22 protein-coding genes are annotated in these 24,314 nt (G+C 70.6%); 7 read left to right on the top strand and 15 right to left on the bottom strand.

What is annotated here, in order from left to right; genetic code table 11:
- Window positions 1–67: 67 nt before the first annotated feature.
- The 3 genes from IF12_RS24105 to IF12_RS0111860 form a co-directional block, all read right to left on the bottom strand.
- Entirely contained in the window at window positions 68–571 is a 504-nt protein-coding gene (locus IF12_RS24105) for a superoxide dismutase family protein (protein WP_030158333.1), read from the bottom strand.
- An 89-nt stretch (window positions 572–660) separates the two neighbouring features.
- The gene (locus IF12_RS0111865) at window positions 661–2,250 is read right to left on the bottom strand and encodes an ABC-F family ATP-binding cassette domain-containing protein (protein ID WP_030158331.1); all 1,590 of its coding nucleotides are present in this window, start codon (window positions 2,248–2,250) and stop codon (window positions 661–663) included.
- A 328-nt stretch (window positions 2,251–2,578) separates the two neighbouring features.
- On the bottom strand, window positions 2,579–3,397 hold the full coding sequence (locus tag IF12_RS0111860; RefSeq protein WP_030158330.1) for a lytic polysaccharide monooxygenase: 819 nt from the start codon (window positions 3,395–3,397) through the stop codon (window positions 2,579–2,581).
- A gap of 412 nt (window positions 3,398–3,809) precedes the next feature.
- Between IF12_RS0111860 and IF12_RS0111855 the strand changes: the two genes are divergently transcribed.
- Window positions 3,810–6,062 (top strand): ATP-binding domain-containing protein, encoded by a 2,253-nt coding sequence (locus IF12_RS0111855; RefSeq protein ID WP_051704278.1) that lies wholly within the window; start codon window positions 3,810–3,812, stop codon window positions 6,060–6,062.
- Window positions 6,063–6,138: 76 nt separating this feature from the next.
- Window positions 6,139–7,938 carry a Stk1 family PASTA domain-containing Ser/Thr kinase gene (locus IF12_RS0111850; protein ID WP_030158320.1) on the top strand — a complete coding sequence of 600 codons (1,800 nt, stop codon included), beginning with the start codon at window positions 6,139–6,141 and terminating at the stop codon, window positions 7,936–7,938.
- A 54-nt stretch (window positions 7,939–7,992) separates the two neighbouring features.
- Here the strand turns inward: IF12_RS0111850 and pyrE are convergent, their stop codons facing one another.
- The 6 genes from pyrE to IF12_RS0111820 form a co-directional block, all read right to left on the bottom strand.
- Window positions 7,993–8,529 carry an orotate phosphoribosyltransferase gene (gene pyrE / locus IF12_RS0111845; RefSeq protein ID WP_030158318.1) on the bottom strand — a complete coding sequence of 179 codons (537 nt, stop codon included), beginning with the start codon at window positions 8,527–8,529 and terminating at the stop codon, window positions 7,993–7,995.
- A gap of 25 nt (window positions 8,530–8,554) precedes the next feature.
- Window positions 8,555–9,433 carry a phytanoyl-CoA dioxygenase family protein gene (locus IF12_RS0111840; RefSeq protein ID WP_030158316.1) on the bottom strand — a complete coding sequence of 293 codons (879 nt, stop codon included), beginning with the start codon at window positions 9,431–9,433 and terminating at the stop codon, window positions 8,555–8,557.
- 216 nt (window positions 9,434–9,649) lie between these two features.
- Window positions 9,650–11,311, bottom strand: a complete 1,662-nt coding sequence (locus tag IF12_RS24100; protein ID WP_051704276.1) for a protein kinase — start codon at window positions 11,309–11,311, stop codon at window positions 9,650–9,652.
- Window positions 11,312–11,442: 131 nt separating this feature from the next.
- Window positions 11,443–11,889 carry a hypothetical protein gene (locus IF12_RS0111830; protein ID WP_133884367.1) on the bottom strand — a complete coding sequence of 149 codons (447 nt, stop codon included), beginning with the start codon at window positions 11,887–11,889 and terminating at the stop codon, window positions 11,443–11,445.
- Window positions 11,890–12,007: 118 nt separating this feature from the next.
- Window positions 12,008–12,475 carry a ribose-5-phosphate isomerase gene (locus IF12_RS0111825; RefSeq protein WP_030158310.1) on the bottom strand — a complete coding sequence of 156 codons (468 nt, stop codon included), beginning with the start codon at window positions 12,473–12,475 and terminating at the stop codon, window positions 12,008–12,010.
- A 9-nt stretch (window positions 12,476–12,484) separates the two neighbouring features.
- Window positions 12,485–13,723: a DUF1015 family protein gene (locus tag IF12_RS0111820; protein ID WP_030158309.1), complete on the bottom strand. Its 1,239-nt coding sequence runs from the start codon at window positions 13,721–13,723 to the stop codon at window positions 12,485–12,487.
- Window positions 13,724–13,844: 121 nt separating this feature from the next.
- Here IF12_RS0111820 and pepN point away from each other — a divergent pair, with 121 nt between their 5' ends.
- Both pepN and IF12_RS0111810 read left to right on the top strand, forming a co-directional pair.
- Window positions 13,845–16,385: an aminopeptidase N gene (gene pepN, locus IF12_RS0111815; RefSeq protein ID WP_030158307.1), complete on the top strand. Its 2,541-nt coding sequence runs from the start codon at window positions 13,845–13,847 to the stop codon at window positions 16,383–16,385.
- Between the two features lie 130 nt (window positions 16,386–16,515).
- Entirely contained in the window at window positions 16,516–17,442 is a 927-nt protein-coding gene (locus tag IF12_RS0111810) for a hypothetical protein (protein ID WP_133884368.1), read from the top strand.
- 52 nt (window positions 17,443–17,494) lie between these two features.
- Here the strand turns inward: IF12_RS0111810 and IF12_RS0111805 are convergent, their stop codons facing one another.
- From IF12_RS0111805 to IF12_RS26640, 3 genes are all read right to left on the bottom strand, one after another.
- The gene (locus tag IF12_RS0111805; protein WP_081913510.1) at window positions 17,495–17,977 is read right to left on the bottom strand and encodes a DUF5130 family protein; all 483 of its coding nucleotides are present in this window, start codon (window positions 17,975–17,977) and stop codon (window positions 17,495–17,497) included.
- Window positions 17,964–18,230, bottom strand: a complete 267-nt coding sequence (locus IF12_RS0111800; RefSeq protein WP_030158301.1) for a hypothetical protein — start codon at window positions 18,228–18,230, stop codon at window positions 17,964–17,966. The genes IF12_RS0111805 and IF12_RS0111800 overlap by 14 nt, the downstream gene beginning before the upstream one ends.
- 269 nt (window positions 18,231–18,499) lie before the next feature.
- Window positions 18,500–19,021: an HNH endonuclease gene (locus tag IF12_RS26640; RefSeq protein WP_035748920.1), complete on the bottom strand. Its 522-nt coding sequence runs from the start codon at window positions 19,019–19,021 to the stop codon at window positions 18,500–18,502.
- A 291-nt stretch (window positions 19,022–19,312) separates the two neighbouring features.
- On the opposite strand from IF12_RS26640, the gene IF12_RS0111790 reads away from it, so the two are divergent.
- The 3 genes from IF12_RS0111790 (at window position 19,313) to IF12_RS0111780 (ending at window position 22,126) form a co-directional block, all read left to right on the top strand.
- Window positions 19,313–20,314, top strand: a complete 1,002-nt coding sequence (locus IF12_RS0111790) for a mechanosensitive ion channel family protein (RefSeq protein ID WP_051704275.1) — start codon at window positions 19,313–19,315, stop codon at window positions 20,312–20,314.
- Window positions 20,315–20,423: 109 nt separating this feature from the next.
- Window positions 20,424–20,831, top strand: a complete 408-nt coding sequence (locus IF12_RS0111785; protein WP_030158295.1) for a globin — start codon at window positions 20,424–20,426, stop codon at window positions 20,829–20,831.
- Between the two features lie 293 nt (window positions 20,832–21,124).
- On the top strand, window positions 21,125–22,126 hold the full coding sequence (locus IF12_RS0111780; protein WP_133884370.1) for a hypothetical protein: 1,002 nt from the start codon (window positions 21,125–21,127) through the stop codon (window positions 22,124–22,126).
- A gap of 76 nt (window positions 22,127–22,202) precedes the next feature.
- On the opposite strand, the gene IF12_RS26185 is transcribed toward IF12_RS0111780, so the two are convergent.
- From IF12_RS26185 to IF12_RS0111765, 3 genes are all read right to left on the bottom strand, one after another.
- Window positions 22,203–22,991: a YbjN domain-containing protein gene (locus IF12_RS26185; RefSeq protein WP_081913508.1), complete on the bottom strand. Its 789-nt coding sequence runs from the start codon at window positions 22,989–22,991 to the stop codon at window positions 22,203–22,205.
- Between the two features lie 342 nt (window positions 22,992–23,333).
- Window positions 23,334–23,906, bottom strand: a complete 573-nt coding sequence (locus tag IF12_RS0111770) for a hypothetical protein (protein WP_030158289.1) — start codon at window positions 23,904–23,906, stop codon at window positions 23,334–23,336.
- Window positions 23,907–23,911: 5 nt separating this feature from the next.
- Window positions 23,912–24,313: a thioesterase family protein gene (locus tag IF12_RS0111765; RefSeq protein ID WP_030158287.1), complete on the bottom strand. Its 402-nt coding sequence runs from the start codon at window positions 24,311–24,313 to the stop codon at window positions 23,912–23,914.
- Window position 24,314 lies beyond the last annotated feature (1 nt).

Raw genomic sequence — 24,314 nt, 5'->3', positions numbered from 1 at the left:
CCCACTGCAATCCTGCCCGGAGGGTCCGACAGGACCGGTTGGAACGGGAGGCGAGTCCCCTTCAGGGTCAGCCTTCGGTGAGGTCGCCGCACAGGACGCGGTCGGAGTCGAGCCCCGCGTCTTCGACCGCCGCCTCCGGCGCGTGGACCACGACCGACTCGGAGCGGTCGTCGAGCATGAACGGGGCCGAGGCCGTGGACGAGGCGGTGCCGTCCTCGTCGGTCGTGAAGTGCAGCTCGACGATGTTCCCGGCGGCGTCCTCGCCGTCGGGGTCGGCGAGCCAGTGGCCGCCGCCGGGCGGGTCCTCGTCGCACGCGCCGTCGTGGACGTGCGCCATGTACTCGGTGGAGGGTTCGAGACCGACCAGCGAGAGCTGCACGGTGGTGCCGTCGGCCGAGGAGACCGCGGCGGTCCCGGACGCGTCCGGGTCGGCCTCGGCCCAGGCGTCGGTGACGGCGAGCTGCGCCGTCCAGGCCCCGCCGAGGTCGAGGGCGTCTTCGGCGTCACTGCCGCACGCGGCCAGCGCCCCGGTCAGCAGCAGTGCCGCGGCGGCGGCTCGGATCGGCGGCATCGGCGCTCCTCGGTCGATCGGTGCGTGAACGTCCAGTATCGTCGCGCCGACGCCGCCTGTCAGGGATTGCCCGACCGTGTCCGCGGGCCTCAGGCGGCGACGGGCTCGTCGACGGCGATCCCCTCCCCGCGGACCAGCTCGACGCGGCGGGTCAGGCCGAGCCCGTCGAGGAAGGCCTCGTCGTGGCTGACGACGACCAGGGCGCCTTCGAACGCGGTGAGCGCCTGCTGGAGCCGGCGGATCGAGGACATGTCGAGGTTGTTCGTCGGCTCGTCGAGCAGCAGCAGTTGCGGCGCGGGCTGGGCCGACAGGACCGTGGCGAGGGCCGCCCGCAGGCGCTGGCCGCCCGAGAGCGTGCCGATGGTCTGGAACACCGCTCGGCCGCGCATCCCGAAGCGGGCCAGGCGGGTCCGCAGGACCGACTGTTCGGCTTCGGGCGCTGCGGCGCGGACGCTGTCGAGCACGGTCGCGTCGTCGTCGAGCAGTTCGAGCCGCTGCGTGAGGAACCCGTGGGGGACGCGGGCGGCCTCGGCGATCGCGCGCAGGAGCGTGGTCTTGCCCGAGCCGTTGTCGCCGGTCACGGCGATGCGCTCGGGGCCGCGCACGTGCAGGCCGAGGCCTTCGCCGTAGAGGTCGCCGACGGTGAGGCCCTTGACGATGGCGATCTCGCGGTGCGAGGAGACGTTCGTCTCGGGGAGGTCGACGCTGATCGCCCCGTCGTCGCGCAGGGACTCCTCGGCGGCGTCGAGGCGCTCGCGGGCCTCGGCCACGTCCTCCTGCTTGGCGAGGAGGATCTTCGCCGAGGAGACCTCGCCGGCGTTCTTCTTGCCGTTGAGGAGGATCTTCGGGGTCCCGCCGCGGTCCCGTTCGCGCCGCCAGGCGGCGGCGCCCTTGTCGTTCTGCATGCGGGTGGCGATGAGCTCCTTCTTCTGCCGGGTGAGGTCCTGCTTCGCGTCGCGCACGGCGCGGGCGGCGGCCTCCTGCTCGGCCTCGACGGCCTGCTCGTAGGCGGTGTAGTCGCCTTCGAAGATGCGGATGCGGCCTTGGTAGAGCTCGGCGACGGCGTCGACGTGGTCGAGGAGCGCCCGGTCGTGGCTGACGACCACGAGGGTGCCGTTGAACCGCCGGATGGCCTGGTAGAGGCGTTTGCGGGCCGAGCCGTCGAGGTTGTTGGACGGTTCGTCGAGCAGCAGCACGTCGGGGCGGCGGGCGAGGCGCCCGGCGAGGCCGACGAGCATGGACTCCCCGCCCGAGAGGGTGCCGACGGTGCGGTCGAAGCCGACGTGGTCGAGGCCGAGTTCGTCGAGTGCGACCCGCGACCGGTCGATGAAGTCCCAGTCGTCGCCGATCACGGCGAAGTGGGCCTCGCTCGCGTCGCCCGCTTCGATCGCGGCCAGCGCGCGCCGTTTATCGGCGATGCCGAGCAGGTCCGCGACGGTGTCGCCCAGGCGCAGCGGGAGTTCCTGCGGCAGGTACTCGATGAGCCCGGAGGCGGTGATCGAGCCCGATTCGGGCCGCAGGAGTCCGGCGACGAGGCGCAGGAGCGTGGACTTGCCGGTGCCGTTGTCGCCGACGAGGGCGGTGCGGCCGTCGGAGAAGACGGCGTCGACGCCGTCGAAGACGCGGTCGCCTTCGGGCCAGGCGAAACGCAGTTGCTGGACGTTGATGTAGGTGGTCATGTGACCTCTCTCAGGGTCGATGCGGTGCGGGATCGAATGAGAGACATCGCGCCGGCCTGAAGGCGGCGGGACCTGGATGGTGGCCTTTGGGACGGTTCCCGGAAGCGGCACCCTCGGATCGCAGAGGCACCTCACGTGCGCAGAGACGTGATGGCGCGATGTCTACGACCTAGAGCTTCAAGTGAGTGCCTGACGTCGGGAACAAGGACGGGGACAACGGTAGCCGGGGCCGGGAGGGGGTGTCAAGCGAGTTGGGGCAGGGGCCGCCCGGCGTGCGCCGGGCGGCCCGTCACGGCGAGTGCGCGCCGTGGTTTCGATGGTTGGTGCGTCAGCAGGTGGTGACGGCGCGCCAGACGCCCCATTCGCCGGTGGTGCCGGGCTCTTCGCCGGTGGTCCACCAGGAGGCGCGGTAGGAGGTGCCGTTGTGGGTGACCTCGTCGCCGCCGTTGTAGACGGCCGAGGCGCTCCAGGCTCCGGCGTCGCAGGCCTCGCCGCCGCCACCGCCGGGGGTGGTGGGCGGGTCGGTCGGTTCGGGGCCGGGGCCGCTGCCTCCGCCGCCGAAGTCGACGTCGATGCACGAGTAGAAGGCGTTGGCGGTGTCGGCGATGACCCACACGCCGAAGATGAGCTGCTGGCCGCTGCGCTGGGGCAGAGTCACGGTGTGGGTCATGGAGTGGTCGGGCTGGGCCCCGCCCATCGCGAAGGACGCGAAGGGGGTGAGGTCGAGCTGGTCGCGGGTGAGCGGTCTGGTCGGGTCGTAGTTCGCGTTGGTGATGTAGTAGTCGAAGGTCGCCGTGGAGTGGGCGACGGTCATCGTCCAGGTGAAGGTGCGGGGGCCGGCGCTCACCGAGGTGGTGGGCCAGTTGCCGCCGCGCGGGTCGTCGAGTTCGGCGAAGGGGGCGTTGCCGCCGGCGCACAGTTCGCCATCGGCGGGTCCCGCGGCCGGGAAGCCCTTGGGGCCTTCGACGCTCTGGGGCTCATAGGAGATGGCCCCGCAGTCGGCGACCGCTCCGCTCGCGCACAGCGCGGAGCGGGAGGGCGGGTCGGAGTTGTAGCCGTGGCCCCAGGCGATGGCCGCCATGGTGCCCGAGACCGCGAGGACCGCGGCGCCGGCGATGGACAGGATGATCTTGCGCGTTCGGCGCATGGTCGTCTCCTATCGAGAGGGTGAGTCAGCTCGTCTTCGGTGCACCTAGGGGTGATGACCAGGTGCGACATCGAATTAGAAAGTAACCTAACAGTTAAGTGAGGGGTGACACAAGGGGAAGGGCGGGAGAAATCCGGCGCTCTTGTGAATTCCTTGTAAAGCGGGGCCGATCCACCGCGTCCGCACACGGAAGCGTCGCAAAATCGATCAATAATCTTCGATATATGAATCGATGGGAGGCGGACGGCGGTCACGTCCGGCTCGGGGACGAGACGAAGCGCCCTCGCGAGCGCTACGATTCTTCAGTTGCACCGCTTCTCGGCCGCAGCGACGCCCGGGTGCCTCGCACCGGCGCCTGCGGCACTCCGCGCAACGTCCGCGACTTCCAGAGCTTCCGTACCCGAGGAGAGCCGTGTCCGCCGCCACCACTCCGGCCGCCGCCCAGGCGGTCGCGCAAACGACCCGCGCCGAGCAGGCCCGCCTCGACGACCTCTACGCCCACCTCGACCGCCTCCGCGACGAGGCCGCCGCCCGGCTCGGCGAGTCCCGGCTCCGGCACGTCGAGAACGAGCAGGAGCGCTCGCAGCGCGACGCCGAAGCGCACCTGCACCGCCGCCGCATCGCCCAGCTCGACGCCGTCGAGGAGGGCCTGTGCTTCGGGCGGCTCGACTACACCGACGACGAGGCCCCGATGTACCTGGGCCGCATCGGGATGCACGCCGAAGGCGGCGAGCAGCTCCTGGTGGACTGGCGCTCGGAGGCCGGGCGCCGGTTCTACCTGGCCACGGCCGCCTCCCCCGCCGGGGTGCGCCGCCGCCGCCACCTGCACACCAAGGGCCGGCACCTGCGCTCGATCAACGACGAGGTGCTCGACCTCGACGCCGCCGCCGAGACCGGCTCGACGATCGGCTCCGAAGGCGCGCTCATGGCCGCCCTCGACGCGGCCCGCACCGGCGCGATGAAGGACATCGTCGCGACCATCCAGGCCGAGCAGGACCGCATCATCAGGGCGCCCCTGGAAGGGGTCATGATCGTCGACGGCGCGCCCGGCACCGGCAAGACCGCCGTGGCCCTCCACCGCGCCGCCTACCTGCTCTACGAGCACCGCGAGCGCCTCAAGCGCCGCGGCGTGCTCATCATCGGCCCCGGCAAGCAGTTCCTGCGCTACATCTCCGAGGTCCTGCCGGGCCTGGCCGAGACCGACGTGCTCCTGCGCACCCCCGCGCAGCTGTTCCCCGGCGTCGTCGCCGACCGGCCCGAGACCGAGGCCGTCGCCGCCGTCAAGGGCCGCGCCGTCATGGCCGGGGTCATCGCCAGCGCCGTGGCCGACCGCCAGGTCGTCCCGCGCGAGCCGGTCCTGGTCGACTACGAGGGCCACGAGCTGTACCTGCGGCCCGAGAAGATCACCGCGGCCAGGGACGCCGCGCGCGAGACGGGCCTGGCGCACAACGAGGCCCGTGAGACCTTCCACAAGCGGGTGATCGCCGACCTCGCGACGCAGTACGCCGACGTCATCGGCGAGGACCCGCTCGGCGGGGAGAACCTGCTGGGCCTCGACGACCGGGCGAAGCTCGCCGTCGAGATCGCCGCCGACCCGGTGATCCGGGGCCAGATCGAGGCGCTGTGGCCCGAGCTCAACGCGAAAGCACTGCTGGAGGACCTGTTCGCCTCGCCCGAGCGCATCGCCTCGGCGGCGGCGGTGCTCGGCAAGGCCGAGCGGGCGCTGCTGGTGCGCCGGCCCGGCGGCTGGAGCGAGGCCGACGTGGCGCTGCTGGACGAGGCGGCCGAGCACCTCGGCGAGATCGAGGCGCCCCGGCGCGCCGGCGGCTTGACGGCCGAGCAGATCGCCTACGCGCAGGACGTGCTGACGATCGCCGAGGGGTCGGCCTCGTTCGACTTCGAGGACGAGGAGTCGGAGATCCTCCAGGCCACCGACGTCATCGACGAGTTCTGGCTCGGCGAGCGGCAGGTGGACGAGGTGTTCGTCTCGGTCGCCGAGCGCGCCGCGGCCGACCGGCGCTGGATCTTCGGGCACGTCATCGTCGACGAAGCGCAGGAGCTGTCGCCCATGGAGTGGCGGGCGCTGCTGCGCCGGTGCGTGACGCGCTCGTTCACCGTGGCCGGGGACCTCGCGCAGGCCGCCGGACCGGCCGCGCAGGTCGGCGAGGCGCCGCGGAGCTGGGCCGAGGTCTTCGGCGACGCGGACCTGTCATGGCGGGCCGAGCAGTTGACGGTGTCGTACCGGACCCCGGCCGAGATCATGGAGGTCGCCACGCGGGTGCTCGACGCGATCGGCGTCGAGGCCGCCCGGCCGCGCCCGGTGCGCGAGTCGGGCCACCGGCCGTGGCTGGAGATCGGCGACGGCGACGGCGACGCCCGGATCGCCGAACTCGTCGCCGCCGAGCGGCGGATCGTCGGCGAGGGCAGCGTCGCGGTGGTCACGACGCCGGAGCGGGCCGCGGGGCTCGCGGGGGTCGACGGCGCCTCGGTGCTGACGGTCAAGCAGGCCAAGGGGCTCGAGTTCGACTCGGTCATCGTGGTCGACCCCGACGCGATCGCGGCCACGGGACTGCGGAACCTCTATGTGGCGCTGACGCGCGCGACCAAGCGCCTCGGCGTGGTCGCCCCCGACAAGCCGGGCTTCCCCGGCGCGGAGTTGCTGTAAGCGACGCCCCCTGTCGGCAAGCTGGCAAGCCGGAGTCGTACCGAACTCCTATGATCACAGGTGTAGGAGGTGCGGGTTGACAACGACGACTGGGGACCTTACGGGTGCGCGCGTCGACGGACGCTACCGTCTGGAGCGGCTCATCGCCCGGGGCGGCATGGCCGACGTCTACGAGGCCCGCGACGAGCGGCTCGACCGGACCGTCGCGGTGAAGATGATCACCGCCGCCGGAGCCGAGGGCTTCGACCTCAAGGCCTTCACGCACGAGGCGCGCACCATCGCCCGGCTCTCGCACCCCAATGTGGTCGCCGTGTTCGACCAAGGCGTCCACCAGGGACTGCCGTACGTCGTCATGGAATACGTGCCCGGCACGACCCTGCGCGACCTGCTCAACCGGCGCCGCCGCCTGCGGATCGAGGAGGCCGTGGAACTGTGCGGGCAGATCCTCGACGGGCTCCAGGCCGCCCACGACGCCGGGCTCGTCCACCGCGACGTCAAGCCCGAGAACATCCTGCTCAAGAACGGCGGGCGCGGCGACCGGGTCAAGGTCGTCGACTTCGGCCTGGCCGAGGCCGTCCACGGCGACCGCGACACCGGCGGGCCGCTCGTGGCCACCGCCGCGTACGTGGCCCCCGAGCTCGTCAGCGGCGAGCCCGCTCAAGCGGCCAGCGACGTGTACTCGACGGCGATCCTGCTGTACGAGCTGCTGACCGGGGAGGTGCCCTTCGACGGGCCCGACTCGGGCGCGGTCGCGCGGCGCCACGTCGAGGAGGACGTGCCCTCGCCGCGGATCAAGGCCCCCGACGTGCCCGAGAGCCTCGCCGAGCTGGTCACGGCCGCCGCCTCGCGCAGGCCCGGGGCGCGGCCGGTCGACGCCGGGGCGTTCCTGCGCCGGCTCCAGGCGATCGACGTCAAGCCCGTGCCGGGCACCACCGGCCAGGTGCCGCGCCCGACCAGGGCCGTGCGGACCACCATGGTCGTCGGCGGGCCGGACGCGAAGCGGTCGTGGAAGGCGCTGATTACGCTCGGGCTCATCGCGGCCCTGCTGGTCGGCGTCGCCGCCGCGGGCTGGTGGATCGGCATCGGCCGCTACACCTCCGCGCCGTCCCTGCTCGGCCAGACCGGCGATACCGTCGCGGCCTACGCCGAAGAGCAGGGCTTCGACGTGCGGATCGACGAGGTCTTCAGCGAGAGCGCGCCCGCCGGGAAGGTCATCTCGCAGGACCCTGAAGTGGGCGACCGCATCAGGCAGGGCGCGACCATCACCGTGGTCGTCTCGCTCGGCCCCGAGCGGTACACGGTGCCCGAACTCGCCGGGGAGAGCGAGGAGGCGGCCCGCGAGGCGCTGGCGCGGTTCACCGACCAGGTCACCGTCGAGCGCGACTACAGCACCGAGCACGACGAGGGCGCGGTCATCGGGACCCAGCCGCCCTCCGGCGAGGAGGTCAAGGCCGGGGCGCCGGTGACCCTGATCGTCTCCGAGGGGTTCCCGCCGCTCGAAGTGCCCGATCTGGTCGGCATGGACGAGGGCGACGCGGTGGCCGCACTGGAGGCCGAGGGCCTCGAAGTCGGCGAGGTCACCGAGCGCACCAGCGACACCATCGACAAGGGACGGGTCGTCGAGCAGAGCCCCGCGCCCGACGCGCACGCCGGACCGGGCGACGAGGTCGACCTCGTCATCAGCGCCGGGCCCGAGCTGATCGCGGTGCCCGACGTGGTCGGCGAGGACATCGCCGACGCCCGGAAGACCCTCGAAGACCTCGGCTTCACCGTCAAGACCGCGCAGATCTGGTTCACCGGCACCGTCTTCGACCAGTCCGTGGACGCCGGCGAGGAGGCCGAGAAGGGCTCCGAGATCTGGCTCTGGGCCAGGTAGGACACGCGGAAAGGGGGCCGGACGCATCCGCGTCCGGCCCCCTTGTCGATGTCGCTAGCGCGCTCCCGCGGCCTTGAGTTCGGTCATCGTGAACAGGGCCTCCAGTTCGATCCCCGCGTCGGCCAGGTGCTTGGCACCGCCCGACTCGCGGTCGATGACGCACACCGCCCGCTCCACGACCGCGCCGCGCTCGCGCAGCTCGGCCACCGAGTCCAGGATCGCGCCGCCCGAGGTCACCACGTCCTCGACGATGAACAGGCGCCGACCTTCGACCTCGCCGCCCTCGGCGAGGCGGCACGTGCCGTAGGTCTTGGCCTCCTTGCGCACGAACAGCGTCGGCAGACCCGTCAACTGCGACAGGACGGTCGCGATGGGGATGCCGCCGGTCTCCAGGCCCGCCAGGGCGTCGACCCCGTGCGCGGGCACCAGCGGCGCGAGCGCCTCGCCGATGCGCCGCAGCAGGACCGGATCGGACTCGAACAGGTACTTGTCGAAGTACTCGTGCGCCACCACACCCGAGCGGAGCGTGAACTCCCCCGTCAGGTGCGAGCGGTTGAAGATGTCGCGAGCGAGGCTGGCGTCGTGGCTCATGGGATCAGCCTGCCATCGGCGTCCGCTAGGGCCGCAGCGGCGGGTAGTCCGGGTCGAGGAGGTCACGCTCGGCCAGCCAGTTGTACAGCGGCGTCTCCTTCGGCCAGTGGCCCCAGCCGTGGTCGCCGGTGGCCGCGTGGCCGCCGAGCATCTGCTGCTGCACCGGGTCGAGGTCGTTCCACCAGGACTGGTTCGGCAGGTCCTCGACGAGGTCGCGGGCGCGGATCCAGCGCGGCGTGAACCCGAAGAACGCGACCTTGCGGGTCAGGTCCGAGTAGTTGTCGCTGCGGGCGTGCCAGATGCGGCGGTCGAAGAACATGACGTCGCCGGCGTTGCCGGTGACCTCGAGGGCGCCTTCGGGGTCGGGCCACTCCATGTCGCGCCGCGGCGGGCCGTCGATGCGGTTCCACTTGTGCGAGCCGGGGATGATCTTGGTGTTGCCGCGGCCCTCCTCGGAGAGGTCGGTGAAGAAGTACGCGAGCTTGACCGACAGGCGCGGGCGCGGGTCGGTCTCGGTCTCGCGGTTCTGCCGGCCGCCGTCCTGGTGCCATTCGAAGCGGAACGGGCGCTTGCCCTGAATGGGCGGGTGCTTGTCCACATGGGAATGGTAGACGTGGAAGTTCCAGCCCAGGATCGACCACACGTAGTGGAAGGTCCGGGGGTGGTTGAGCAGGAACGCGAGCTCCGGGCAGGAGGTCACGGCGTCGAGGCGGTGCATGGCCCCCTCGGGGCTGAGCCTGCCCGCGGCTTTTTCGATCTCGTACACGCGGTCCAGAGCGTCCGAGCAGCGTTGGATCTCGTCGGCGTCGAGCGCGCCGCGGATCATGAGGTAGCCGTCGCGATCGAAGGCTTCCCGCTGCTCGGGGGTGAGAGCTGCGGCACCGACCGATGTCAATGCGGTCATCTCAAGGCCTTTCCTGTATCCAGGGGGATCATGTCGTCCTCTAGACGCCGCATCCACCCGTGTCGGTTGCACCGCGGACTTTGGAAACTTAGGCAAGCCTTCCGCGGCGCGCGGTCCCCGAAAGCGTAGATCCCGACACTTCGGATGCGCCGGTGAAATTGCCGAACAATCGCGAGAAGCGCTTGAAAACCTGTGAAAAAGGGCGTTCCGGCGTCGCTATCCGAAGAGGTCGGTGATCCATTCGAACCAGCTGAAGTCGAGGCTCAGCCAGCTCCACTTGAGTTGTTCGAGATAGCTCAGGCCCACCAGGAACAGGAAGATCCCGGTGCCCAGGTGCGCCAGTCGGGCGGTGCGGCGCTTCGCGCCCAGCCACCGGCCCCAGAGCATCCCGCCGGCGATGCGGATGAGGAAGAACAGGCCGATGGCCACGGCGATGACGAACAGGTAGCTGAAGACCTGGCCGCGGAGCGTCTCCATGCCGTGCTCGATCGCCCATAGCAGCCACATGATCAGCGAGAACAGGCCGCCGATGACGGAGAGCTCGAAGCCCTTGGCGAGCGAGCCGGGCGGGCCGAGCAGCGGGGCGCGGTCCTCCTTGTGGTGGGCCTCGTGGGGCTCCTCGGGGTCGCCGGCCAGACGCAGGCGCGGGAGCGCCCCGCGGTTGGCCGGCGAGGGCTCGGAGGGCCCGGCCGAGCGGCCCGGATGGAAGCCGTCCTGCCGTTGGAAGGCGGACGGGTCCTGTTCGGGGACGCGGACGCGGCCGGTGATCGGCTTGTCCTGCCCCGACTTCGAGGGCACGATCTTCCTCGTCGCGGGCATCCCCGACTCCATGACGCGGGTGCCGGCCTGCGCCTGCGGAGGGGAGGCGACCACGGTCGGCGCGGCGCCGGGGAGGTCGAGGCGGCGCGTCGGGGCGTCGGCCGCCGACAATCCCGCCCCCGCGCCCCAGTCGACGCCGAGGTCGGGCACGTTCGAGCGGGCGACGGTGGCGCACAGCTCGTTGATCCAGCGCGGCAGCTCCTCGGTGCGGGGCCGCTTGTTCGGGTCGTCGTCGAGCGGCGCGGTCAGCAGCTCGCGCAGCCGCGGGTTCGCCTCCAGGACCGGGTGGCGGCGCAGCCGCGCCCACGGCACGGTCTGCTCGTGCCCGGGCGAGTCGGTGCGGGCGCTCGCGCCCGTCACCAGGTAGAACGCGATCGACCCGAAGCCGTGCACGTCGTAGGCCGGACCCACGGTCCCCTGGTGAGCCTCGGGACCGGCGGTCTCGCGGGTGTAGGCGATCGTCGTCAGGTGCGCCGGGGTGTAGTAGCGGGCCCCGGTGAAGTCGATGACCTTCGCCGAGCCGTCGGGGCCGACGATCACGTTGGCGGGCTTGAGGTCCATGTGCAGCACCGGGTGCGCGCCGATCGGCGGGTGGTGCATCGCGTTCATGACCTCGACGATCGAGCGGAGCGTCCGCGCGGCGTCCACGCGGGCCAGGCGCCGCTGGAGCAGTTGGCGCAGGTCGTGGCCGGGAAGGTACTCGAGGACCTGGAACGGCACCGGCTCGCCCTGCGGGGCCTGCCCGGGCGGGTGCGGGGCGCGGCCGTAGAACGCGTCGATGCGGCGGCAGATCGAGCCGATGTTGCGGCTGTGGAGGTCCATGAGGACCGCGTCGCCCTTGTCCCAGGAGCGGAACTGGTGCTCGCGGGTGTCCTGCGGGTTGGGGCGGAAGACCTTCACCGTCAGCGGCGTGGACGAGATCCCCGCCGACACGCGCACGGCCTGGTACACGTCGGCCTGGCCGCCCGAGCCGAGCAGACCGGTGAGCCGGTAGCTCTGCTCGGACCCCGGGAGGGGGTCGGCCGGTCCGCAGACGAGGTCAACGGTGGCGTTCGACATGAGTGGTCCTTCGCGATTCAGACTGAGCCCTCAGCCTATCGTCTGAAATCCACCTTCCACGGCCCCCGGAGGCGGCGCTGTACGCATCGTCTCAACAAGCGACGGTTTGCAGGCCCGCGGCCCGCGCGGCCTCAGCGGCCCGAACCCCAGGGGCTCTCGGCGGACGGGGGCGGGGAGGCGCCGGGGGGCGGGGAGGCGAAGCCGCCCGGGGCGCCCTGGCCGTAGGAGCTGGCCGGCGGGGCCGGCGCCTGGTTGGCGTTCACCGGCTCGAAGGCCCCGCCCGGCTGCGGCGACTGCTGCGGCGGCGCGGCGGGGGGCACGACGCGGTCGAAGCTGCCGGTCGAGGTCGCGGGGGCGGCCGCCCGGCCGGAGCGGGCGAGGGACCAGACCGCGGGCGAGAAGGCCACGGCGAGGACGCCGAAGCCGAGGGCCCACTGCTCGATCGGAGCGCCCGCGTCGAAACCGGTCACGTCGAGGTCGGCGATGTGGAGCAGGAGTGAGGAGGCCAGGAACAGGAGCGCCCCCAGCAGGCAGACCACTTGGAGGATCTGGAGGAGAACGCGAAAACCCTTAGACATGTGTCGACGCTACCAACGCGTGTCCAATAACTCCATAGTCGAGCTGCGAATTCCCCCGGTTTTCACGCGCGGAGAAGGCCCGGGCCGCAGCCCGGGCCTCGCTCGATCCGCTTGGGTGCTAAGGCAGTTCGGGAAGCTCGTGCGTGGTCTCCCACTCGGTGAGCATGTCGATGCGCCGCTGGTGGCGCTCGGCCCCGGAGAAGGGCTCGTCGACGAACGCGTCCGCGAAGGCGGTGGCCTCCTCGAGCGAGTGCATCCGCCCGCCGATGGCCACGACGTTCGCGTCGTTGTGCTGGCGGCCGAGCTTGGCCGTCTCCACGCTCCAGGCCAGGGCCGCGCGGCAGCCGGGGACCTTGTTCGCGGCGATCTGCTCGCCGTTGCCGGAGCCGCCGACGACGATGCCGAGGCTGCCGGGGTCGGCCACGACCCGCGCGGCCGCGTTCAGGCAGAACGGCGGGTAGTCGTCCTCGGCGTCGTACTGGTGCGGGCCCACGTCGACGACCTCGAGACCGCGGCCGGCGAGGTGCTTGACGAGGTGGTCCTTGAGTTCGAGGCCTGCGTGGTCGGAACCGAGATAGATGCGCACGGGACGACCCTAGCCTTTCGGGAGCTCGACGATGGCCAGACCGGCGCGCGCCTTGGGCACGAACCAGGTCGACTTGCGGGGCATCTTGAGCCGCTGGAGGTTCACGTCGATGAAGTCGGGGACGGTGACCGGGGCGATGAGGATCGCCAGGTCGGCCTTGCCCGCGTCGACCTGCGCGGCCAGCCAGGAGGCCGGGTAGTCGCCGCCGACGTAGGTGATGCGCTTGTCCCCCGCGTCCCAGCCGAGGAGGCCGTCGAAGACCTCCTGCTCGACGCGGGTGTGGTCGAGGCGGTCGACCACGGAGCCCTCCACGGGGGCGAAGGCGATCTCCCAGGTGCGGCCCTGGCCGTAGACGACGACGGTGCCGCCGGTCTCGGGCGTCTCGGGCGGCCCGTCGGTCTCGGTGACGCTCGCGCCGATCTGGGCGATCTGCTCCACCAGTTGCGAGGCCGAGCCCGGCAGGCCCTTGACGAGGCGGTGGTAGGGGCTGATCTGGATCGAGCGGGGCGTGGTGACGACCGCCAGGAAGCGGTCGAGCTCGCCGACCTGCGCCGCGAGGGAGCGGTGGTTGCCGTCGGCGACGATGAGGTCGCCGTCGCCGGCCAGCGCGGTCAGGGCCTCGCCGGCCTCGCCGCCGACGGCCCAGATCTCGTGGGCGCGACCGGACTCGTCGGTGTCGGCGGCGACCGGTTCGCCGGCCGCGGCGATGGCGGTCTCGATCGCGGCGTGCAGTTCGTCGCCGCGGGTGGACTGGAGCAGGAGCACGGGGCTGAGCAGGTGGCGCAGGCGCTGGTTGAGTTCGTTGCGCTGCTTGACCTTCTCGATGAAGACGTCCTCGTTGCGGATGACCTTGCCGGGCTCGTCGGCGGCGGAGGAGATCTCGGCGGTGTCGACGAGGCAGAACAGGCCGTAGGCGACCGGTTCGTCGCCGCCGGAGATGCGGTAGGCGACCGCGACGTCGCCGAAGGCGGCGAAGCGCCCGGCCTCCTTGAGGGCCGCGAGGCGCTCGGCGGCGGCGGGGAGGGCCTGCTCGAAGGTGAGTCCGGCGCTCACCGCCTCGGGGGTGTGCGCGGGCATCTCGACGCCCAGCATGCTCGCGGGGTTGGCCTCGATGATCCGGGTGATCTCGGTTTCGTCGGGGAACTCGTCGTAGTTCTTCGCGCCGGTCCCGCCACTCCCGCCGACGCCTGCGGAGGCGTCATTGTGCGTGGAGAGCCAGGCCTGGTCGATCGGGTGTGCAGCAGTCACGCCCCGAGAGTAATCGACCCCGTCCGCCGTAGCGGTGGCCGCTCGATGAACTCCCGAGATATGACACACTTCTTTCATAATCCGAACCCTTGAGGCTGGACCTCTGACGACAGGAGGCACTGTGGCGGCAACCCACATTCTGACCCGCGACGAGGCGAGGCGGCGCGCCGAGCTGCTCCACGTCGACTCCTACACCGTGGAGCTCGACCTGACCGGGCACGAGCGGGGCGACACCTTCGGCTCGCGCACCGCGGTCGCGTTCTCCTGCACCGAACCCGGCGCGGAGACCTTCATCGAGATCGCCGCCGAGCGGATCGAGGACGCCTTCCTCAACGGGGAGCCGGTGGACCTGACGGCCTTCGACCCGAAGGCCGGGCTGCGGCTCACGGGCCTGGCGGCGGAGAACGAGCTGGTCGTCAACGCCGTCTGCGCCTATTCGTCGGACGGGCAGGGCCTGCACCGGATGGTCGACCCGGTCGACAAGGAGACGTACCTGTACTCGCAGTTCGAGGTGGCCGACGCGCAGCGCGTGTACGCCTGCTTCGACCAGCCGGACCTCAAGGCGGCCTTCACGTTCCAGGTGCGCACCCCCGAGCACTGGACCGTGATCTCGAACATGCCGGCGGCCTCCGAGACGGTGGTGGAGGCGGTCGGGCTGAAGGTCACGCTGTTCGAGACCTCGGTTCGCATGAGCCCGTACATCACCGCGATCTGCGCGGGCCCGTACGTGGGCGTGCACGAGACCCACGACGGGATCGACCTGGGCCTGTACTGCCGCAAGTCCATGCGGGACTACCTCGACCCCGAGGGGGTCTTCGAGGTCACGCGCCAGGGCTTCGACCACTTCCACTCGCACTTCGGGGTCCGCTACCCGCTGCCGAAGTACGACCAGGTCTTCGCGCCCGAGTACAACTTCGGGGCGATGGAGAACTTCGGCTGCATCACGATCGCCGAGGCCTCGTTCCTGTTCCGCAGCCAGGTCACCGACTTCGAGCTGGAGCAGCGCGCCAACGTCGTGCTCCACGAGATGGCGCACATGTGGTTCGGCGACCTCGTGACGATGCGCTGGTGGGACGACCTGTGGCTCAACGAGTCCTTCGCGGAGTGGGCGAGCCACTGGGCGAACGTGGAGGCCACGCGGTTCGACGGGGCGTGGACGACGTTCCTGTCGGCGCGCAAGAACTGGGGCTACGGGGCCGACCAGCAGCCGACCACGCACCCGGTGTACACCGACGCGGCCGACACCGAGGAGATCCAGGCCAACTTCGACGGCATCACCTACTCCAAGGGCGCCTCGATCCTCAAGCAGCTGGTCGCGTACGTCGGGATCGACCCGTTCCTGGCCGGGCTGCGCTCCTACTTCCAGAAGCACCAGTTCGGCAACGCGGTCTTCTCGGACCTGCTCGGCGAGCTGGAGGCCGCGAGCGGCAAGGCGCTCAAGGACTTCGCGGACACGTGGCTGCGCACGGCCGGGGTCTCGACCCTGCGCCCGGAGGTCGGCGTGGACGCCGATGGGAACTACACCGAGGTCACGGTGCTGCAAGAGGTTCCGGCCGAGCACCCGACGCACCGCACGCACCGGATCGCGATCGGCCTGTACGACCTGGAGGGCGAGGCGCTGGTGCGCCGCGACCGGATCGAGGTCGACGTGGCCGGGGCGGCCACGGCGGTCCCGGCGCTCGCGGGCGTGAAGCAGCCGGACCTGCTGCTGCTCAACGACGACGACCTGACGTACGCGAAGCTGCGTCTGGACGAGCGGAGCCTCGCGACGGCGATCGGGCACACCTCGGCGCTGGAGGACTCGCTCGCGCGGGCGCTCATCTGGGCCGCGGCCTGGGACATGCTCCGCGACGCCGAGCTGCCGGCGACGCGGTTCGTCGAACTCGGCGCTTCGAGCCTGACCACCGAGGGCGACATCAACATCGTCACCGTCGCCCAGCGGCAGGTCGCCGGGGCGCTCGCCTACGCCGACCCGGCCAAGCGGGCGGCGCTGCGCGAGCGGTGGGCGCAGGCGGCGAAGGCCGCGATGGAGGCGGCGGCGCCGGGTTCGGACCCGCAGCGTTCGTGGGCGAAGGCCTACGCGTCGGCTTCGCGTTCGGAGGCCGATCTGGGTCGCATCGGCGGCTGGCTCGAGGGCCGGGACGTGCCGGAGGGCCTGGCGGTCGACGCGGACCTGCGGTGGGCGCTGCTCACGGGTCTGGTCGCCTCGGGCGCGGTCGGTGAAGAGGCGATCGACGCCGAGGTGGACCGCGACTCGACGGCCGACGGCAAGCGCCTGTCGTTCGTCGCCCGCGCGGTCGTGCCGACGGCCGAGGCCAAGGAGCGCGCCTGGGAGCGGATCACCGACCCGAACTCGGAGAACTGGGTCCGCCGGTCCTCGATGCTGGGCTTCGCCCCGCTCGACCAGGCGGAGCTGGTCCGCCCGTACCTGCGCCCGTATCTGGACGCGGTGCCGGAGCTGTGGGAGAAGCTCGGGGCCCAGCAGGCCGTGGAGTTCTCCAAGCTCGCGTTCCCGTCGAACCTGATCGAGACCGAGACGCTCGAGGTGCTCGACGCGTGGCTGGCCGAGGACCGGCCCGCGTCGGTCAAGCGCGGCGTGGCCGACGGCCGGGCGGACCTCGCCCGCGCCCTCGCCGGCCGGGAGCTGGACAAGTCCGCTTAATCGGTGCTCGGGGCTCCGGACCGCCTGTCGTGAAGGCGGTCCCGGAGCCCCGAGTCCTTTTCACGGCGTTGATAGGCTCCCCTTGTCCGTCGTTCGGTGGCCTCCCGGGCCATGAATGGAGAGAGCCGCCTTGTCCGCGCTTTTGCCGGTGGTCGTCCTCAGCGCCACCCTGGTCGCGTTGTTCGGGATCGTCCTGCCGCTGCTGCTGCTGGGGCCCGTGCTCGCCTCGCGCAGCCGCCCGCAGCCCCAGCAGTTGCTGTTCGCCGTCGTGCTGCTCATCCCGACCGTGGTGATCGGCTCGGTGTTCCTGTCGTGGTGGGCCGTCGCGTGGCTCGGCCGCTACGACGTGCCGGCGCCGAACCTCGTCGGCATCGCCCTGGTGGGCGCGGCCGTGGTCGGGCTGATGGCGCCGCTGCGCCTGCCGGGCGGTTCGGGACCGTTCTGGCTCAAGCCGCTCCTGGGTCTGGCTTCGGGCGTGCTCGTGCCGATGTCGATCATCTGGAGCATCCGGGCGGGCCTGCACGAGGTCGCGGCGGCCGGGATCGGCGTGCTCGTCCTCGTCGTGCTCGTGGTGGCCTTCCGGATCGTCGCGAAGCCGCTCGCGCAGCGGCGGCAGGTCAAGCAGGTGCGCACCGCCGTGCGCCGGTTCCAGGGGCAGCTGGTGGACGTCACCGACGAGTCGTGGAGCCTCGTCGGCGCCCGCGGCGACGCCGACCGGATCGTGCTGACCTACAACGGCGCCGTGGACGGCAAGCAGATCGGCGCGGTCGTCATGCTCAAGCGCGACATGGACTGGGTGCCGAAGGCCGCGGAGAACGAGGCGGCGGTGTTCGAGCTCGCGCGCGGCCTCAGCGGGCAGCCGACCGAGGCGGTGCTGGCGCAGAAGCAGCTCGGCACGCCCGCGACGTTGACGCTGCGCATCCCCGGCACGACGATCCTGTCGATCCGCGAGACCGTACCCGACTCGCTGTCGTGGGTCGAGTTCGTCGGGAAGCTCGAACTCACCGACGCCGACGACCTCATCGAGCGCCGGTACCCGAGCGCGACGCAGAGCTGAGAAACACGTGAACGGCGGCCGGGAATTCCCGGCCGCCGTTCACGTGTCGGTCTCAGGCGCTGCGCGCCTTCTCGGCGAGCATCCGCAGGCCGGTGATGATGCCCCCGGCGAGCTGGCCGACGCCGAAGGCGGCCTCCATCGAGAAGACCACGAGGGCCGCCGAGCGGTCCGGGATCTTCTCCTGGGCGAGCCTGCCGGTCACGACCTCCAGGCGCCGCTGCTCGGGCGAGACGGCGATGAGGACCGAGCGGTCCGGGTCGGCGAGGCGGTCGTGCAGGGCCTCGGCCGCGCCCCGCACCGGCTCGTAGAGCGGGCCGACGAAGACGCTGTAGTGCAGGCCGCCGCCGTCGCGCTCGGCCACGGCGAGGGCCTCGTCGAGGTGCAGGAGCTCCTTGACGTCGAAGGGGCCTTCGAGGACGGCCGGCTGGACCTCCTCGGGGCTCTTGTCGACGCCTTCGACGATCACGCCGCTGCCCGCGACGGTTTTGCCGCTGTCGCTGCCCGCGACGATCGCGATGTCGCTACCACTTGCCATGCGAGCCTCCCTTGGGTCCACTGGCGACCGGCTCGCCGTGCGCGCCGGATTCGAGCTCGGCGCCGTGCGCCTCGCCGGAGGCCTCGGCCACCGCGCCGTTGCGGGAGACGAACCAGACCGGCTTGAAGTTGTAGGGCTCACCCGCGCGGTAGCGGGACTGCGGCCTCGGGTGGCGCAGGAAGACCACGGCGAAGACCGCGACCACAACCAGGATCGGGGCGCCGAAGAGAATCAGCAGGTCCTGGAACGTCATGTTGCTCCCCTAAAGACAGGTACAGGGTGGCCGCGCCGCGGCCGGGCGCCACGGCGATCGGGCGCCGTGGCCAACCTTCAGCCTAATCCAATTACGCCCCTCACATCGCCGCCGGTGGTTACCGGGTGCGACCGGGAGCACGGTAGGCGGATGCGGTCGGCGAGAACGCCGTCGGGCGCCGGGCACGCGCCAGGGCCCGCCGTCCGGCCACTTGGAACGGTCACGCTGCGGCGCGGTCGACGGGCCCTGCGGGCCGATGGCGGTCTTGGCTAGGAGAGACGGGCGCGTTCGCGGCCGTGGCGGGGAAGCCAGGCCTCCCAGGCGGGATCGGGGCGCCGTTGCCCGCGGAAGCCGCGCAGCTGCCAGCCGGAGGGCGGCCTGGGAGCCCTCGGGAGGCGCCAGCCGAGTTCGGCGAGGGTCTTGTCGCTCTTGCGGTGATTGCACGGGGCGCACGCCGCGACGACGTTGTCCCACGTGTGCGTCCCGCCGCGCGAGCGGGGCACCACGTGGTCGATGGTCTCGGCCGCCGCGTTGCAGTAGACGCAGCGCCAGTCGTCCCGGGTGAACACGCCGCGCCGCGAAGGACTGGCGCCGACCTGCCGGGGGATCGGGACGTAGCGGTTGAGGCGGACCACCGAGGGGATCGGGATGTGCATGGTTTCAGAGCGCAGAAAACCGTCACCAGGAGTGACGGTTTCGGCTTTGCGAGTGAGCAGCAGCACTGCGGCTCGTTTCACCGGTATCACGCACAGCGGTTCGTAACTCTGGTTCAGGACGAGCGCCGAGCCCAGCGTGCCGACGGGATGCGTGAAAAGATGCGGATGCGTCCCTGGGGCGGGGTCATCGCTGTCGAGCGTGTTCCTATGTCGAGGACCTATCACGGTGACGTACCTCCAAGCCATCGGTCTCGTCAAGTTTGACCTAAATCTCAGAAAATTGCACCCTGGTTCTGTGGGATCTTCGGTGACGGGCGAATATCGTCTGTGCGAACCGGGGGCGACACCGGATCGGGCGGTCGCCTGAGGTCGACGCCGAAGGAACCACCGGCGCGGTCGGCGTCGACGACCCTGCGAAGGAAGAACGTGGAACTGCTTGCGGCCACCGGGGACGGATCCCCTTGCGGCGAAGGGCTGAGCACCTGCTCGCTGCTGTGGCGGATCACCGAGAGCGAGGCCTTCGCCGTGACCGGCGGGCAGGTCCTCGGCACGATCGGACAGATCCTGCTCATCGTCCTGGTGGCGTTCGTGCTGCGGTGGCTGGTCAACCGCTCGATCGACAAGATCATCATGCGCGTCACGGTCGTCAAGGGCCCGCAGCCGATCGCCGAGCTGGCCGAGAAGCTCAACGCGCACGCGAGCCGGCGCGACTCGATCGTCGGCAACCGCTCGGCGAAACGCGCCGAGACCCTCACCGGCGTGCTCCAGCACGTGACGACCATCGCGATCTTCTCGATCGCGTTCATGCTGGTGCTCAGCGTCTTCAACGTGAACCTGGCCCCGATCCTGGCCAGCGCGGGGATCGCCGGCATCGCGATCGGCTTCGGCGCGCAGAACCTGGTGCAGGACTACCTGGCGGGGATCTTCATCCTGCTGGAGGACCAGTACGGGGTCGGCGACATCGTCGACGTGGGCGACGCCTCGGGCACGGTGGTGGACATGGGGCTGCGCGTGACGACGCTCAGGTCGCTGGACGGGCGGCTGTGGTACGTGCGCAACGGGCAGATCCTGCGGGTCGGGAACGCGAGCCAGAGCTGGGCGTACGTGGTGGTGGAGACGCCGCTGTCGCCGAGCGTGGACGTGGACGAGGCCGGCGAGACGATCCTGGCGGCGGCGAATGCGTTCGCCGAGGACGAGGAGTGGAGCCGGCACGTGCTGGAGGCGCCGGAGTACGCCGGGCCGGTCGACATGACGATCGACGAGATCAAGCTGCGCGTGGGCGTCAAGACGACCTCGGACATGCAGTGGGCGGCCGAGCGGGAGCTGCGGCGGCGCATCAGCGAGGCGCTTCGTGAGCGAGGGATCACCAGTCCGACGGCGAACGGCCGGATCTACGTGCCGCGGGAGGCGAACGGCGGCGAGGCATAGGTGATGTTCGGCCCAATCGGTGTGACGCGTGCCGGATCGGCTTCCCAGTGGGGGCCGGGGTTGGCACGATTGGGAGATGCCTAGTGACAGCCCCCGGGCCGTCGTGCCGATGACTTCGAAAGTGCCGGCCCCGACGGGACAGACCGTGCCCACGACCTTCTACGAGGCCGTGGGCGGCGAGGCGACCTTCGACCGTCTCGTGACCGCCTTCTACGCGCAGGTCGCCGACGATCCGATCATGCGGCCGATGTACCCCGAGGAGGATCTGGCTCCGGCGGCGCGCCGGCTGAAGATGTTCCTGGAGCAGTACTGGGGCGGCCCGCACACCTACTCGGAGGAGCGGGGCCACCCGAGGCTGCGGATGCGCCACGCGCCGTTCACGATCGGCGTGCGCGAGAGGGACGCGTGGCTGCGGTGCATGCGCCACGCGATGGACGAGGTCGCACTCCCCGAGGAGTACGACAAGGCCATGTGGGAGTACATGGAACGGGCAGCGGACTTCATGCGCAACGCCTGAACCGAGAAGCACGACATGCGCGATGCCCGAATCAGGCGGCACCATTGGTGCGGCGCCTGAAACAGCAGGTGTGCCGGGACGCGAAAGCGCCTTTCCACATAAATCCATATTGGTCATGCTTTGCGCACAACCCTTGCCCGAGAACAGACCTCGATATTGCAAGGTGCTGCGGTGCGCTAGCCTGGACTGACGTTCGGTCCGACTCGCACTCCCCGCTGTCGGACCGGCTGTCGCAAGTGGTGCGCTCTGCATGGAGGTTGTCGTCAATGCCCCTAACGTCGACCCGTCTCCCATTGTTCTCGATTCTGGTGCTGCTCTTGGCGGCCGGCTGCAACGCGCCGTCGTCGGAAGAGCGGGGCATCGAACGGCAACGCGATCCGGAATACTCGAACAGCTGGGACACGGTATTCGAGGGGGTGACCTTCCCGAACGCGGAAGGCGAGAAGGTCAATTCGGGTGGAACGGCGCCGATCGGATACATCTCGTATCAACCGCCGATACTGCCCTTCAGCATCACGATCGACTCGAACTGGCAATTCAGCCTGTCGGCGTCGTACCAGTTCGTCAGCTCCCTGGGCACGGTGGAGGTCGGCAGCGAGCAGATCCTCAAGTCCGGGACCGATGAGAAGGTCGTCACCGAACACGGAACCTCCACCTTGATCGTCTGCAACGCCGAACCCGACGAGGAGGCCTGCGAGGCGTTCACGATTCATTCCGGGCGCAAACTGACCGTCTATTCGGACGGAGCGAGCAGCACGACCTTGGAGCACTCGCTCACGACGATTCAAGCGATGCCGGGCACCACGCTCGAGATCGTCGACGCCGGAGCCGCCGACGAACCGGTGCTGCGCGAGAACCGCATCGCGATCAACGAGTGGCACTTCCACGATCAGAGCGACTATGTCGAGATCGATCTGGAGCAGGAGCAGTCGGGCATCTATCCGGACCTCCGCTACGACCGGCTCGCTTCGGGCACACACAACATGCTGATTCCGATCAACGGCACGAAGGTCGCCACCTGGGCGAAGCATGTCGGCGAGGACAGCGATCCAAACTCCCCGCTGGTCCGCATCACCGACACACCGACCTATCCCGCTGACTTCCCCGCGCCCTCCGACTGCCTCGACAAGGACGCCGACGAGTGGTCGGAGTCGCTGGACGAGGAGGCCATGGCATGGGGCATGACCTTCCTGTGCGTGATCACCGCTGAAGGCGACGTCGGCTACCTGCTGGTCGCGCCGGTGGACACCAAACCGATCTCGTTCTACATCTACTCGTACATCTGGGTGTACTGAACCCGGTCGCCGCTCCCAGCGGTGCGAACGTGTTTGGGGGCGGGCCGCATTGCGGCCCGCCCCCAATCGTGTTCGCTTACAGCAGTTCGCCTTCGAGCCATTCGACGAAGGTGCCGGAGATGGCGGTGCCGCAGTCGATGAGTTCTTCGAGGAGGGCGGTGGTGATGCCGGGGCGGACGGGGACCTGGATCTCGCCGAAGACCGGGAGCGCGCCGGAGTCGGTCGGCTCGCCGAGGTAGGCCTTCAGGAAGCGGCGGGTGCGGTTCCATTCGTTCATGGCGGCGTAGCCGCGCTCGGCCCACTCGCGGGGGACGGTCTGGTAGGCGCGGGCGCGCAGCACCAGGATGTCGGCGTCGGGGCCTTCGGCGCGGACCTGGACGATGTGGCGTTCCCACAGGGCGACGATGCCGCCGTTCTCGTCCACGAGGTAGCGGATGTCGAGGTTCTTCAGGGCCGAGACGATGCGTTCGGCGCCGAGCGGCTCGGCCTCGTCGCGGGCGTCGGCCGCGATCTGCTCGAGGTCGTTAACGAACTCGGGGTCGATCTCGGCGAGGTCCTGCTTGATGAGGTGCCAGCGCTCGACCTCGGAGATCTGCTCTTCCTCGGGGCCGAGGAGGAGCTGCTCCGCGGTCAGCTCGTGGCGCAGCTCGCGGGAGGCGAGCTCGATCTCCACCTCGTGCTCGCCCGTGCCGCCGTCGAGGGCGGTGTCGAGCCGCTCGGTCCGCGGGTTCGGGACCGTGCTCGGCTGGTTGCCGCGCGCGTGCGCTCGCTCGGCGGATCCGCCGAGCTCGCTGTCGGTCTCCGCGATCGCCTCGGCGATCGCTTCGTCGTGTGCGTCGCGTTTTCTGTTGCGCCACCATGCCATGGTGTCGTCCGCCTTCCCACCCAAAATGCGAATCACTGGCAGTGCTTGGGTAATACGTTGGCATTCATGCCTGGCTGAACCATTGATTGTGATTGGTTGTGCTTCGCCGGGCAGTGCCAAGTTACGTCGCGTTGCAGTGAGCAGACTAGGGCTCGGCACCGACATGGCACAACCGTCAGCCAATCTTGTCCAAAAGTATGAGCTGTAGAGCGTTTGTTCGCAGGTACGCGCGGGGTACTGTCACCGGTTTCATAGGTAAAGGGCCGGCAAGTGCCGTCCCATCACCTGAACGTCGGATTCCTGTCAGAAGCGTAGTGCTCGTAAGGCTCCGGCGGGGGACGTTCAGAGCAGTGGCAGGCCGCGGTCGCGTTCCCAGACGGCGCCATAGGTCGCGGCGAGGCCGATCCGGCGGCCCGCCTTGAGGACCCGGACGGGGTCCTTGCCGAGGAATCCCATGCGGCACAAGGCGGTCACCAGGCGCAGCTCGACCAGGTGCTCGACCGGGCGGTCACCGGTCTCGGAGGCGACGCGCAGGGCCACGTGGTCGAGCAGGGCGTCGCGCAGGCGGCGGTCGCCGATGCCCTGGCCGCGCCGCTCGCGCAGGGCCTGGGCGGCCTTGCGGTCGAGGTCGGCGATGTCGGCGACGGGCACGGTCTCGACGGTGGTCCACGGTCCTTGTGGGAGCCGTCCGCGCCATGCGGCGCCCGCGCGGGCGAGGGCCTCGCCGGCGGCGAGGTCGCCGGCCCGGTAGACCCCGTCGGGGGGCGCGGTGCCGTCGGCGGCCTCGCGGACGGCGAGGACGCCGATGGGCAGGGCGGCCCAGAGGCGTCTCTCGCGGGCGAGGACGAGCGCGTCGGGGTCGAGCCGGGCGACGCGCGCGGCGAAGGCCGCAGCGTCGCCGGTGAGGGTCGCCATCGCGGTCAGTCGGTCCACTGCTGGAGGAACGCGCGTTCCTCGGCGGTGAGGCGGCGGGGCCGCTGCGTCCCGGTGTCGAACGGGACCATCACCGACCTCGCGCGCAGCGCGAGCTTGTCGTCCGCGGTCAGTTCGTACGCGAAGTCGAAGGAGGCGTTGCCGATCCGGTCGATCCACAGGTCGACGCGGGTCTGGGCGGGCACGGTGACCGGCAGCAGGTAGTCGACCTCGTGGCGGGCGACGACGACGCCTTCGCGGAAGCCGGTGAGCCCGGCCTCCGCGGCGGTCGTGAACATCATCGCCACCCGCGCCTCTTCGAGCAGGACCATGAACTGGTTGTTGTTCACGTGCCCGAACGTGTCCATGTCCGACCAGCGCAGGGCCACCTCGACTGAGAAGCGGGCCACG

The sequence above is a fragment of the Glycomyces sp. NRRL B-16210 genome (genome assembly GCF_000719515.1).
Lineage (GTDB): Bacteria > Actinomycetota > Actinomycetes > Mycobacteriales > Micromonosporaceae > Glycomyces.
This window is presented reverse-complemented; position numbering and strand designations above follow the sequence as displayed.

Excerpts from the sequence above, each read along its gene's own strand:
- IF12_RS24105 (WP_030158333.1), bottom strand. The coding sequence starts at position 571 with ATGCCGCCGATCCGAGCCGCCGCCGCGGCACTGCTGCTGACCGGGGCG.
- IF12_RS0111865 (WP_030158331.1), bottom strand. The coding sequence starts at position 2,250 with ATGACCACCTACATCAACGTCCAGCAACTGCGTTTCGCCTGGCCCGAA.
- IF12_RS0111860 (WP_030158330.1), bottom strand. The coding sequence starts at position 3,397 with ATGCGCCGAACGCGCAAGATCATCCTGTCCATCGCCGGCGCCGCGGTC.
- pyrE (WP_030158318.1), bottom strand. The coding sequence starts at position 8,529 with ATGAGCCACGACGCCAGCCTCGCTCGCGACATCTTCAACCGCTCGCAC.
- IF12_RS0111840 (WP_030158316.1), bottom strand. The coding sequence starts at position 9,433 with ATGACCGCATTGACATCGGTCGGTGCCGCAGCTCTCACCCCCGAGCAG.
- IF12_RS24100 (WP_051704276.1), bottom strand. The coding sequence starts at position 11,311 with ATGTCGAACGCCACCGTTGACCTCGTCTGCGGACCGGCCGACCCCCTC.
- IF12_RS0111830 (WP_133884367.1), bottom strand. The coding sequence starts at position 11,889 with ATGTCTAAGGGTTTTCGCGTTCTCCTCCAGATCCTCCAAGTGGTCTGC.
- IF12_RS0111805 (WP_081913510.1), bottom strand. The coding sequence starts at position 17,977 with ATGGCAAGTGGTAGCGACATCGCGATCGTCGCGGGCAGCGACAGCGGC.
- IF12_RS0111800 (WP_030158301.1), bottom strand. The coding sequence starts at position 18,230 with ATGACGTTCCAGGACCTGCTGATTCTCTTCGGCGCCCCGATCCTGGTT.
- IF12_RS0111785 (WP_030158295.1), top strand. The coding sequence starts at position 20,424 with ATGACTTCGAAAGTGCCGGCCCCGACGGGACAGACCGTGCCCACGACC.
- IF12_RS26185 (WP_081913508.1), bottom strand. The coding sequence starts at position 22,991 with ATGGCATGGTGGCGCAACAGAAAACGCGACGCACACGACGAAGCGATC.
- IF12_RS0111770 (WP_030158289.1), bottom strand. The coding sequence starts at position 23,906 with ATGGCGACCCTCACCGGCGACGCTGCGGCCTTCGCCGCGCGCGTCGCC.